This is a genomic window from Sanguibacteroides sp. AM78-02pH3A (assembly GCF_027666085.1).
GTDB lineage: Bacteria > Bacteroidota > Bacteroidia > Bacteroidales > Marinifilaceae > Gabonibacter > Gabonibacter massiliensis.
This window is the reverse complement of sequence record NZ_JAQEHX010000016.1, coordinates 1-13557: the sequence shown is the minus strand read 5'-3', so window position 1 is coordinate 13557 and position 13557 is coordinate 1. Positions and strand designations below refer to the sequence as shown.

Sequence of the window (13557 nt, the reverse complement as noted above, 5' to 3'; positions counted from 1 at the left end):
CATGAAAAAGACGATATTCATACTGGCAACCTTGCTGGGCATGGGAAATATGTCGGGAGCGATGGCGCAAGACACAAAAAACATTCTACCCGGTGTTTCCATCGAGAATTTCAATATGAATCGTAACGGCAAATACCTTACTGTAGAGATGGATGTCGATTTGACCGCACTCGACGTGGACGCCAACCGCGCCGTACTGCTTACCCCTCGATTGGTCAACGGGGCGGATTCTCTGGACTTGCCGTCGATAGGTATTTACGGACGCCGTCGGTATTATTATTATGTACGAAATGGTATAAGCACCATTTCGGGCGGGTCGGAGAAGTCATTTCAAGTATCGAAAAAACCGGAACAACTGGAGTATAACAACCCTATTCTCTACGAAGATTGGATGAACGGAGCCACGCTCAAGCTACATCGTAGCGACTGGGGATGTTGTCAGGAAATACTGGCGGAATACGAAGGCGATCTGGGAAGCCACCATGAGGCGTTTTTCCCCGAACTGGTATTCGTGCAGCCCAAGGCAGAAATCATGAAAAGCCGTTCGTTATCCGGTTCGGCATACATCGACTTCCCGGTGGATCAAACGGTGATTTATCCCGACTACCGTCGGAATACGGTCGAGTTAGGCAAGATACAGGCGACCATCGACTCCGTGCGCAATGACAAGGATGTCACCATCACTTCCGTATGGTTAAAAGGGTACGCCTCGCCGGAGAGCCCCTACAAACACAACACGGAACTTGCCATCGGACGTACCGCCGCACTCAAAAAGCACATAGGACAACTATACCGTTTTGCGGATAGCGTCATCCAAACCGATTACGAGCCTGAGGACTGGACTGGATTGCGCCGTTACGTGGAACAATCGAATATCGACCACCGTGCGGAGATTCTGGCTTTGATAGACAGCGATATGGAACCGGATGCCAAAGAGTCGAAAATTAAGCGCACTTACCCCAACGAGTATCGCTTCATGCTGCAAAATTTCTATCCCGCGTTGCGCCATACCGACTACCGCATAGACTACAACATCCGCACGTTCAGCGAAGTGGATGAAATAAAACGCATCATGGCGGAGCAGCCGCAGAAATTGAGCTTGGACGAGTTTTACCTCGTTGCCGGAAAGTATGAACCCGGCACGGACGAGTTCACGGATGTCTTTCAAACGGCGGTGCGCATGTTCCCGAACGATGAAACAGCCAACCTGAACGCCGCCAACGCCGCCATCCGCCGTGATGATTTCGGGACGGCACGCAAGTATCTCGACAAGGCCGGCGACTCCGCCGAGGCTGTCTATGCACGTGGAGCGCTTGCCGTGCGGGAGGGAGATTACGACACGGCACGCCGCTACCTCGGCAAGGCGAAAGAGATGGGACTTGAACAGGCCGGCAGGACGCTTGACGAACTGAACGAAAGGCAGAAATGACATCAAATCAATAATATAAATCAAAAGAGAAGAAACATATTTTCAAACAATTTAATTTAACGATATGAAAAAGAACTTTTTATTTATATCTGTATTGGTATCCCTGTTTATCGCGGGATGCTCACGGGATGAGATTGCTCCGAACGAGGAGGATGTAGGCAACGGTAAGGCTAATACCAGCTACATTGCCGTAAACCTGGTGTCTTCAGATGTTACACGTGCACGTGCCGCTTCCGGTTACCAGGATGGAGAAGATTATGAAAACAAAGTTACCAAAGTTCGTTTCTATTTCTTCACCGAGAACGGTGCCGCCACTGATGTCAAACTTCAGGGCTCCACTTATGTAAATTACTACGACTGGCCGAACGTGGAGCAGATAGGTGGTACAATTGACACGGATGATATTGAAAGTAAACTTAAGGCCACTATTGTCATCAGCACCAAGTCCGGAGACAAACTTCCCCAGATGATGGCGGCTGTGCTGAATCCCACCACTAATTTGGGCAACGAGTCAAAGAGTCTTGATGACCTAAAGGCGATTTCCAAAGATTACGCTTCCGACGACTTCACCAAAGAGGGCTCGTTCGTTATGTTCAACTCCGTATATGGAAATAAGGGTGCAGAGGTCTGCGCTGTTCCCGTAAAGGCTGAAAACCTGTGTAAGGAAGAGTCTGAGGCCAAATTACATCCCGTCACCATATATGTTGAGCGCAGTGTGGCCAAAGTTACGGTCAGTTTGGGTGGTGCAGTAAAACTCGCTGGCACTGACAAACTGCCACTGAAAGATAAGAAAGGGAATGCACTCACAGCTGACGGAAAGCAGGTTTACCTAACACTTGAAGGCTGGGCCCTGACCGCAGAAACCGATAACAGCAGACTTGTCAAGAAAATTAATCCCACGTGGCCAAGTGATTGGTGGAACGGCACACACCGCAGTTTCTGGGCCATGAATTCTTCTAATGCAAAGAACAAGTATAATAAGTACGCCGATATCCCTAATGCTATTGACACTGTATTGTACACCAATGAGAACGCCGCTAAGGCTGATGGTAGTGATGTTGCCGAACTGGCCAAAACCAAGGTTATCCTAAAGGGGTTCCTCTGCAATGAAGACGGCTCTCGCTTGACTTTGGTAAGACACATGGGTTCCCACTATGCCGATACATATTCCGAGATACCGTCTGAAAACCTCCCCCTCCTGAAGGCAAGTATCCTTGCCCAGCTGAAAGCCAACGGCTATAACTACTATTATGGAAACAGTACAACGCGTACACAGATTGGTACCGACGATCTTCAGATTGTAATTGCTAAACAGCTGGAAGAAGAGAACAGTACGAACAACTGTTATGTATATGCCCAACTGACAGAAGTCGCAAAAAAGAAAACATGGTACAATTTTGCGGATCAAACTGTAACAGAGACTATTAAAGCAGATACAATTAACGAGAAACTTAAGAACAAGAATATAATTGACTGGGCTTTGGTTTGGAAATCCGGTATGACCTACTATTATTACGAGATTATTCATAATGGTGAAGGTGAAAATGCTACTAAGGGCGTAGTCCGCAACCACGTGTATAAGACAAACGTGACAGGGATAGCTGGCTTCGGCACCCCTGTCTACGATCCTGAGCAGGTGATTTATCCCGAGAAGCCCGACCCCAACGATCACTACATTGCGGCTGAAGTCAAGATTCTGTCCTGGCGCATTGTCAATAATGACTATACTTTGGATTGGTAATGAACCTGACCGCCCGAAGGCGTTCCTGATACTTATGATGAGTGGGAAACGGCAACCGTCTCCCACGCATCATACAATAATCAAATAAATAAACACAGTACCCGCCCACCGGCACACAAGGGAGGTGCGGCATCGGAAACCTGTACATAAAACAGGTATCCCACTTGACGAGGAAATCCGGATGCGGAAGTTCCGCACATCATACATATATAAGTAACACTGGTATAAACTATACAAAAGAGTATACGATATGGATATACAGGCATTGATAAGGAATGTGGTAGTGAAGGTCGGCGTGGCGTCGGTCTGCCTGTTGGTTCTTCCGTCATGCAGTAACAACTGGCTCAATGAAGAAGAAGGCGATTGTTCGGTGTATTACCGGCTCAAATTCCGCTACGACAGGAACCTGAAGTGGGCGGATGCTTTTGCAAACGAGGTTTCATCGGTGCATCTGTATGCCTTCGACACGTCGGGCATACTGACATGGCAGCGGGAAGAACAGATAGATCCGTCTACGGCGGAGAACTATTCGATATCGCTCGACCTGCCTGCCGGCGACTATCGGCTGTTGGCATGGTGCGGTCTCAGGAACGACGGCGGGCATGAAGAGTCCTTCTCCGTACCTGAAGCCCGTGTCGGCGAGACCCGGATGGAGCAGTTGCAATGTGCGTTGAACCGCCAGCATGACGAGTCAGGTGCCTACAGCAAAGAAAGGCTTTATCGACTCTTTCACGGCACTTTGGATGTATCGCTGCCTTCCAACGACGACGGAGGCAGTTACGACTATACCATGTACCTGACCAAGAACACCAACCATATCCGCATCATACTGCATCATCTATCGGGAGAGGATGTGGATGTCAATCAATTCACCTTCCGCATAGAGGACGAGAACGGGTTGATGGCTCATGACAACGAGTTGCTGGAAGACGAGAACATCACTTACCGTCCTTGGAAAATGCAGAACGGCGAGGCCGGCCTGGGGAAAGCCGATTCCCGTGCCATCATCCATGTAAAGGGTGCTATCGCTGACCTGACTGTAGGACGCATGATGGAAACCCATCGTGAAAAGATGTTCCTTACCATCACCAACCGAGAGGGCGGGATTGTGGCCCGCATCCCGGTGATCGACCATGCTCTGCTGGCGAAAGACTATTACGAGGAGGAGTACAATCGCACGATGACCGATCAGGAGTTTCTGGACCGCGAGGACGACTATGTGATGACCTTCTTCCTCGACGAGAACAACAAGTGGATTAGCAGCTACATACTGATTCAATCTTGGCGGGTGGTGCTGAGTAACGTTGATGTTGAATAATTAGGAAGAAGGATTGGACTGATGAAACCGAACATTATACATAGCATTGCAGTCTGCCTGGCGGCATTCGCACTGCCTTTTATGGTGGCGTGCAGCAGTCGGGAAGAATCCTTACCGGAGGACACTACGGAAGCTGCTCTTTGTTTGAATATAGAGCCGATTGTACAGACGAGGTCGGAAGGGGCAGAACTGCCTGACAACGAGAAGATGAAAAGTGTGCGCGTCGTGATCCTGCATGCTGATGGGACGGTGGAACATAACGAATTTTATCGGTTGGGCGGTGCGGTAGAGCGAGAATACATATTACTTAAGGTAAAACCCAACGAAAAGAAAAAGATATTCCTCTTCGCCAATGAAGAGAGCGTATCGACTGTAGAAGGCGTAGCGGGGCCAAACCAAACGCTGACCGGTTTCTTCGACAATTATGCAGAGAGTACGTCCGGCTTTGAAGCTGCGGTGAACGGGCTCTATTTCGCTCCGGACTACTCGGGCGGAAAATCCATCCCGATGTCCTCCATGTACGAAATAGATTTCCCTGAAAAAGGAAATTTCTATGGGACGTTCTACGTGGTACGTGTCGCCACCAAGTTCACGGTGAACTTTATGAACTGGCGTGGCGAGAAAGTGACTGTGAACAATTTCACCATAGCGAGCCATGCCGACAAGAACTTTCTGATGGCGCATGTCGATGACACCGAACAGAACCGACAATTATTCAATGGGAAAACTTGGATAAATTGGTTGAAGGAGGTTTCCGACGCTTCGTCCGAAAATGACGATTACGCCACCACGGAAGCCGCCGGCTGGTTGAAGGACTACCAATTACCTACACAAGCGGATAAGACAAAGACCTATACCCACGGGACGGTTACTTTAGGAGTACCGGCAGTTGATATGGAAAACCCTGATAACTCAAAACCGGGTGTAGCAGAGAATGTTCCCGTTTTCTACTTGCCCGAGAGCATGAACCCCAAGGCGGGTACAACGGATGGCGAGCAGGAGTACACCCTGACAATTAATATAGACGGAAGGAGTGAACCTTTTGTCTACACGCTGCCCAACTTGAAGGCACTTTTTCGTAACACCCATGTCGTGGTGGACATAACATTGTATAATAGTAATGAAATCGTAGTTGATGTGATTCCATATAGCGAAAAATTCCTTTATCCAGCATTTGGATTGTAAAAAAATAAATGGAAAGAAGTATATGAAGAAGAGTTTTACACAATATATGATTGTCTTCCTGATGAGTTTTATCGTTGCCGGTTGTCAGGACGAATTTCTGAAGGAAGAAACCATAGGCGAAGGTCACGCGATGGTTTCCGCCACATTGGACTTCAAACCCATGTCCTCGGCGCTAGCCCGTGCACGGACTGCCGGGGATGCCCTAAAGGATATCAGCTCTCTGCATGTATTGTTGTATGATTACGAAACAAAGGCACTGAAAAAGAGCTGGGAGATAAAAGGATACACCATGTCCGATGAAGACCGTAAAAACACGGATGCGGAAAACGGGCACAGCGCGGAAGAAAAAACGAGACGCGCCACTTTCAAGCTGCCGGAAGAAATCGAATTCGGCAAGTATTATATGTATGCCGTTGCGAACATCCCCGACTTACTTACAAACTCGAAGTACTCTGAAGCCATAAAAACAGTGGAAGACCTCAAGAATATTCCCCTCGCATGGGACTCCGAAAACATAGCTAACAATGGCCAGATGATAGGCTTTTTTACAAAAAAATCTGTTCCCGCTCTATCAGCGGACGACGAGTCTCTTGTAGTGAATGAAAAAAGCGTAAAACTCCACGCGTGGGTGCGCCGTGCGGCTTCCAAAGTGACCATCGCTTATGACGGCTCGAACCTCAAAAAAGATGTATCCATCTATATTATGGCTGCCTCCATAAAGGACATACCCAGATCATGTCCGCTGGGAATGCCTAATACACCTGCCCACAATGATTTACTCGTACATGACGGAGGTATTATAAAATATTTCGAGGGCGATATCCAACCCGATGTGGACGGTTTCAAAGACCATTATAAGGCCGTTATCACTAACCAAACGCCGACATACGGGTCGGATCATTCGGAAACGGCTGATGCTCTCTTCTTCTACGAGAATATGCAGGGCGAAGGTAAGGACAAGACGCAGACGGCCCCCGGACCGGGAAATAACAACGGCAATGACCATGCCATAGGCTATCCCAATCCGGATAAAGATGTCGAGGGTTCCGGCTGGAAAGACAACAAACCTTACGGCACTTATATCGAGGTCAAGGCGATATACCAATCGACGAATACCGAGCGCCCCGGAAACGGAATCATAACTTATCGCTTCATGCTCGGCAAAGACATATACAGGGACTACAACGCAGAACGTAACCATCACTACAAACTGACCCTGAAATTCAACAATTTCGCCAATGATTATGACTGGCACATAGAATACAAGGAACAGGTCCTTGAGGTGACAGAGCCTAAAGTGATGAATTACCAGGGAAAGGTCTTCGTCCCTGACAATTCATTGCCCAACCGCGGGCATAAGTTCAGTGACAAAAACACTGTAACAGTTACGAGCTATATAGAGGAGAACGAGAAAATAAAGATGGATTTCTCGATAAAGTACCGTGACTCCGGTAAGGCGGATTTTTCCGATGCTTCCGAGTGGCTCGAATGCGTTATTGAAGATGGCGATGTCCCATACGAGAAAAAGGTGGGGTTCAAAGTCAAAGAAGAGAGACTGCAACCCGATGAAAAAATAAACATAAATGCCAAACTGCAATCCGCTCCCTCGAAAGGTTCGAAAGACGCCCCTTACAATCTTGCAGATCCGAATGGTACACCTAACAGTATCGTCTGCACGGCCAACTGCTACATGGTCGATGCTCCGGGATGGTATATCTTTCCTTTGGTATATGGCAATGCGATTCACAACGGGATAGATAATAAAAGTTCCTACACATATACCGGCGGAAGTACTGGTGATAATATATTGTCAGTGTTCAGGAACCATCTCAATAAGCCTATTACAAGTCCCTATATCAAAAAAAACGAAGGTTGCAACCCCACAAACGCATACTTCGTATGGCAGGACGTGAACGATCTTCTGCGTCCAAGCTATACGTGGGAAAGTGAGCCGCATGACGAATCCCCGACATATTTACCGGATGCTTACGATGGAAAAGGAGGAATCAGATTCTATGTCGGTGCGAATATTAAGCAGGGAAATGCCATTATAGCGATAAGCGACAAGGCACCTGAAAAAGTAAATGATGGTACGTGGAGGGTTATTTATCCCAATGCTATATGGAGCTGGCACATCTGGGTAACCCGTCTCGATGTCGAGGACAGCGACAAGACCATCAAGGTCACCGCCCATGATACTAATCGCAAGTTTGAATTCATGCCGATGAATCTAGGCTGGTGTTCCGAAGACGGAGAGGAAATAAAGTATTACAAAGAACGCGAGTGTGAGGTCCAGTTTATTTCCGGTAATAAGATACAGACGATAAAGATTGTCAAAAAATCGCACATGGCTTTCACCCGTGGCAATAATCCCTATTACCAGTGGGGGCGCAAGGATCCTTTCGGTGGAAGAACAGAAGACAGGGTTAATAAGAAGAGATGGAATTACATAGGATATGATGTCAACGATAATCCTCCGCTGCTCACAGGTTACTTCGATGATTCAAAGTTGACCACACGTGCTGCCCTGCACTTGCTTATACAGAAACCAGATACATGGCACAATCCACCACGAACAACGGGGACGGGAGGACATGATTTTGACAGCGACAACAAAACATACGCCAATCTGTGGGAAGGACGCCCCGGAACAGACCCGTCAGCTCAAATTCTTAAGACCATATATGATCCATGTCCGGTAGGTTATCAGGTATCCCATTATAATGCTTTCACCGGCTTCACGACCACGGGTAACAACACCGATTACTCTCCGGAATGGTACGATGTGCGGGTTGAGAACATCGCTGACTACGATGAGACGACCCAGTCGTGCGGAATATATTCGGATAACCTCTACGAGTTTTATACGAATCCCGATAAATACCAGTCGATCATATTCCCCCAGACCGGTTATCGGGATTGGAATAGTTATGCGGATGTCTATCATCTGGACAAGATCGGCTATGTCTGGGCAGCGGGAAATGTGAAAAATGACGACAACAACTCTTACAATTTCGAGTTTTCGCGCATGGATGAAGGAAGCAATAGCTATGTACGCCCGAAAAACACCTTCTATCCTTGTGACGGCTTCCCCGTGCGTCCGGTCCGCAACGGTAACCACGGCATAAACACGCCTTAAAGTTTGTCGTTATGCAAGATGCCGAGTTTCGTTATAGCACCGTGCAGGAACGGTACCGTATTGTCAAGATGGCCGTGAAAGAAATCCGCGAACAGGAAGAGTTGGAAAACCTCATTACGGCCCTCGCCTCCGGCAACGCGGAAGAGCTGGATGCGTATTGCGGCGAGGACAAGGTTATCCGCGTCTATAACGATTTGCAGCTCGGGTTAGCAGGAGACATCACGCTTACCATTCCGGATGGATATGCACTTGATGGTACGGGGCATAACCTGACAGTCACCGGTGGAGATTTGACGATTAGCGGTGGTGTAAGTGGTTTGTACATCACCAGAAAAAGCAAAATCAATCGGAGCAGCCTTGAAAAAGAGAACGGGTCTAACCGGGTAAGAGGGTGCAAGCCGGAGACGGAAGCGAAATATCGTTCAGCACTGGAGTTGTACACTGCCACTGATCTTTCCTATGTCGAGATAGGTCGGCAGTGCGGAGTTTCTCTCAGCGGATTTTCCCGATATATCCGTACCTATCATCGCCATTTGATGCTGAAACGAAAGGGTATCAAATACAGTCTGGAGGAAGCCGGCAGTATTAAAATAAGTCAGCGATGCGGACAGCGTCCCGAAACACATGCCAAATACAAGGAGGCTATTGCGGCGTGTGACAGCATGGAATATATTGCATGCAACGTATCGCAGATTGCCTGTGAATTCGGATTGGACGGTACGAACCTTGCCAGACAGTTGATTACACATTATCCCGACGTGCTGGAATTTCGTGAGCGGACACGTCAACAGTTGGGTTTGAACGATAACCTGCCGCGCGGTATGCGCCAGTGGTGCAAAGAACAGTATGCCGAGGCGGTGGAACTTTTGCGTGCCGACCGTTATATCACGCTACAGGATGCCGCCAAGCGTTGCAATGTCTCCTACACCGGATTGAAACAACACTTGATATTCTACCACAAGGAGTTGGTTGAAAATCGCATCAAGATACGCGAACGGGCTGTAAGACAGCAACGCAAGGGCAAGATAACGGGGCGTGGAACGCTTCATGCTCCTTCCCCTGAAACAATTGAGAAATACGCGGAAGCCCTACACTGGTACCGCACTACGCCGTTGTCCGCCAGAAAGATAGCCAAGCAGACGGGGGTGTCGATAAAAGGGTTTTACGAATACTTGCAAACATGGCACAAGGACTTGGTTTGCAGGCGAAAAGGCATTCCTTACGAGGAAGGCAAGCCTGTGGACTGGTCATCCGTGCGAAGATATAACCCTGCTACGGCAGCCAAATACGCGGACGCCATAGCCCGGTTGAAAGAGGGCGGACTTACAACGGCAAAGGTCGCCGCCGAGTTCGGTCTGCATCCGGAATGCTTTAGACAATACCTGAAAGAACACGAGCCGGAACTGCACGCCAGCTTGGGAATGAAAAAGACGGAGAACGGTAAAATGGTATCGCCTCAAAGCATGGAGAAATACGCGGAAGCCATACGCCTGTATGAAACGACCCCGGAATCCTTGAAATCCATCGCCCGCCGTTTCGGACTGCACGCCTGCTCGCTGGGACAATTTATCAAACGGCATTTCCCCGAACTTATGGAACGCCGTAACCTGCGGGAAAAAGAAAGGAACCGGAAAGGCGAAAAAGAGCGGTCGGAATCTACCGAATTCGCCTTGAAAAAGGAGACCGAGGAAAAAGTGCATCCTACAGGCATTGGTCCTGCGTAACTCGGCGTATTTTTCGCATTGTTGGAACTGTCGACGATTTGGTTGTTTTTGATGCGTTTTTTTTCTTTGAAACGTAATTCGAGATAGTCTGAAGAACCGACTTGACCTCCGATTGGGTTTGTTTCACTTCGTCAAAGCAATGTGAATGTTGAACCGGAGACCTGTTGCGTTCTTCCGATTCCCGCGTGTCGGCCATATGCAGGTATTTGGTACGCAAATCGAACAACAGTTTGTTCTTGGCAGTCGCTTCCGCACGGCCGACACGGAAACTCTGTGATTTGGCGTCTCAATCCTCTAATGAACCGGTAATATATTAATACCCTTGGTACGCGGGTATAGCCGGTTTTAAAGAATATCATCTCCAGCTTGACCATTTTCTGGTCCTTGGGGTTTTGTTTGCCCCGGATGTTGATCGTGTACATAATAAGGATAACGTGTTAGTTAAATGGTACTTTTAATTCGCCTTGGTAGGCATCAAGTCAGCTTAATTAACCTACATAGAAGCCTATTTGAAAAGTGTAGGACTCTCGGCGAAATAGTGGTTATACGGTTTAATCCGTACTTGTATCGTTTGTTAACACGTTATCAATCAGTGAATTTTAAGCAAAATTAAAATTCATTTCGAAAATAAAGGTAACCCACAAAGAGACCGCTTTTTTATAAGATCATTTGGGGCATAAATTCAAAACTGTTGTATTTGGGACGAAGCCGTTCCGTGTTATAGAATTTTTGGACGTCGACTAATTTTTTCGAGCTGGTGACGATCTCGATGGGAGCGTTGTCGTAGCGACCGTTCCTGAGGATGACCAATCGTCCGTGTAATCCTTTGTTGATTAAATCCAAGGCGAGATTCCCGTATGCCATAGGAACAATAGAATCTAAAGCGTCCGGATCTCCGCAACGCACGAGATAACCTAATTTTTGGGTAATGGTGTCAATGGCTTCTCCCCGGTTGAATTGGGGGGTCAGCTCTTTCAGTTGCCGAGAAATCAGGTCTCCTATTCCTCCCAACTTTTTATGCCCGAACATATCCTTTTCTTCGCTTTGGAAAATCATATCTCCTCCGGAATAAGTCGCTCCTTCTGAAACCAAGACGACAGAATACCTGCTTGGATTGGTAAACCGGTCTTCGCAGAGCAACTCCGTCAACAGCTCTATATCGAACTGGTATTCGGGGATAACGCATCGATTGGCTGCTCCGGCCAACGTGGGTAACATGGCCGTGAATCCGGCGTATCGGCCGAACACTTCCAAAACCAGGATACGCTCGTGTGAACCGGCAGAGGTCCTTAGATCATGAGTAAGGGAGATGGTTCTGGTAATACAGGTGCTGAAGCCGATACAGTAATCGGTTCCGGGCACATCGTTATCCATCGTTTTGGGAATGGCGACAACTCTTACCCCTTCTTGGCTCAATCTGACCGCGTAACTGAGGGTATCGTCTCCTCCAATGGGTATTAGAAAATCTACTCCTATAAAATCTAAGTTCTTCAATACTTCCGGTGTTAAATCGTTTATATCGTCCGTGTACTTGTCTTGTAAATGTTCCGGAACGCTTGCTTTGGGTACATGGGATGCCCGTGTTCTCGAGGTATGGAGAAAAGTTCCTCCCGTACGTCCTGCTCTGTTTACGATTTCTTCCGTCAATTCGAAAAAGTTATCCGAATTGTCATACTCGGGATCACGGATAATGTCAATGAGTCCTTTCCAACCTCTCCGTATTCCGATTACTTTATAGCCTTCTCTCAGAGCCCTTATTGTTACGGCTCTGATGGCCGGATTCAGGCCGGGGACATCTCCTCCTCCCGTTAATATTCCAATGATTCCTTTTGTTTTTTGTCCTTTCATAGTTTAGCTATTTTTGTGTTCGTAAATTCTCTTCTAATGTAAATAAAATTGTTCAATAGATACGGTAATTTAAGGTTTAAGTATGTATATTTGTCCGATTTTTGCACGATGGAACAAATATTTTTATTATGGAGAATCTTCGGATTATATGGGAAGGGTATGGGTTTTACGGGTATGTGGCGATTTTTCTGCTTTTTTTGTGGGGGATTCACCTGTTTTACGTCATATATAAGAGTACCTCCGTTTTGCGAAAGGATAAAAAAAGAGTGGGAGGTTCGAAGGAAGGGGTTTCGGTTATTATTGTTTCCCATAATAATGCCGAATTCCTGAAGAGAAATCTGCCGAGTTTTTTAATGCAGTTTTATGAAAACTACGAAGTGATCGTGGTTGATGAGTGTTCGGAGGACGATACTCAGGATGTTTTGGCCGAGATACAAAAGGCGTATCCTCAGTTACGCTATACGCGTATCTTTCCCGACACGAAATTTCGTTTTACGAAGAAACTGGCGATTAATATAGGAATATTGGCGGCGAAACATGACATATTGCTGTTTTCAGAGAGTTATTGTCGTCCTGCTTCCTCTTTTTGGGTAAGAACGATGCAATCCTATTTTGATAAAGATACGGCGGTCGTATTGGGATTCTCCAATTATATCGAGGATGGACCGGGTATAATGAAACGGCGGTGTTTTCGGTTATTACGTTTTTTGAAAATGTGTTTTCTTGTGAAATCGAAAAAATATATTTTGGGTGATGGATGTAACATGGCGTATAGAAAATCGTATTACATAAAGAATCGCGGTTTCACGGGAAATTCGCAATCATATTTAGGTTACGATAACGATATGGTTAGGGAATTGTCTAAATTTGGAAAGGTTCGAGTGGTAAAAGACCCGAATAGTTATATGATTGTAGATGAAAACGATAAGAAGGGTGGAGTGGATGAGATTTCTTATTACTTTGCCAGTAAGTTCAAATGGCCGATCGCGTTGCGTGCGCAAGTGGAAGGGGATGAGATTGTGCGTATTTTATTTTACGGCTTGTCATTTTGCTTTATAATTATGGGTGTTTTTGAGGAATATTTATTAATATTAGTTCTTTTAACATTTTTATTAGATTTTATATTGTTAAATATCTGATTATCCGTTTATGCACCTGTTATATTCGCAATTA

At 46.8% G+C, this 13557-nt stretch carries 8 protein-coding genes; 7 read left to right on the top strand and 1 reads right to left on the bottom strand.

All coding sequences use genetic code 11. The features are described 5' to 3' along the window. Position 1 precedes the first annotated feature (1 nt). The 6 genes from PGR74_RS13770 (at position 2) to PGR74_RS13745 (ending at position 10536) form a co-directional block, all read left to right on the top strand. Positions 2-1429, top strand: coding sequence for a DUF3868 domain-containing protein (locus PGR74_RS13770; protein ID WP_082027434.1), 1428 nt, complete (start codon positions 2-4; stop codon positions 1427-1429). 64 nt (positions 1430-1493) lie between these two features. Then, a complete protein-coding gene (locus tag PGR74_RS13765) occupies positions 1494-3170 on the top strand; it encodes an Mfa1 family fimbria major subunit (protein ID WP_270517343.1) in 1677 nt (558 codons plus the stop codon). A gap of 250 nt (positions 3171-3420) precedes the next feature. Beyond that, entirely contained in the window at positions 3421-4488 is a 1068-nt protein-coding gene (locus PGR74_RS13760) for a FimB/Mfa2 family fimbrial subunit (RefSeq protein ID WP_041502459.1), read from the top strand. A 21-nt stretch (positions 4489-4509) separates the two neighbouring features. Continuing rightward, positions 4510-5673 carry a hypothetical protein gene (locus PGR74_RS13755; RefSeq protein ID WP_270517341.1) on the top strand — a complete coding sequence of 388 codons (1164 nt, stop codon included), beginning with the start codon at positions 4510-4512 and terminating at the stop codon, positions 5671-5673. A gap of 22 nt (positions 5674-5695) precedes the next feature. Next, positions 5696-8812, top strand: a complete 3117-nt coding sequence (locus tag PGR74_RS13750) for a hypothetical protein (RefSeq protein WP_052634404.1) — start codon at positions 5696-5698, stop codon at positions 8810-8812. A gap of 11 nt (positions 8813-8823) precedes the next feature. Further along, positions 8824-10536 carry a hypothetical protein gene (locus tag PGR74_RS13745; RefSeq protein ID WP_236684933.1) on the top strand — a complete coding sequence of 571 codons (1713 nt, stop codon included), beginning with the start codon at positions 8824-8826 and terminating at the stop codon, positions 10534-10536. Positions 10537-11193: 657 nt separating this feature from the next. Here PGR74_RS13745 and PGR74_RS13740 read toward each other — a convergent pair. Next, the gene (locus PGR74_RS13740) at positions 11194-12384 is read right to left on the bottom strand and encodes a 6-phosphofructokinase (RefSeq protein ID WP_041502457.1); all 1191 of its coding nucleotides are present in this window, start codon (positions 12382-12384) and stop codon (positions 11194-11196) included. A gap of 128 nt (positions 12385-12512) precedes the next feature. Here PGR74_RS13740 and PGR74_RS13735 point away from each other — a divergent pair, with 128 nt between their 5' ends. Continuing rightward, on the top strand, positions 12513-13523 hold the full coding sequence (locus PGR74_RS13735) for a glycosyltransferase (protein ID WP_270517339.1): 1011 nt from the start codon (positions 12513-12515) through the stop codon (positions 13521-13523). The last annotated feature ends 34 nt before the right edge of the window (positions 13524-13557 follow it).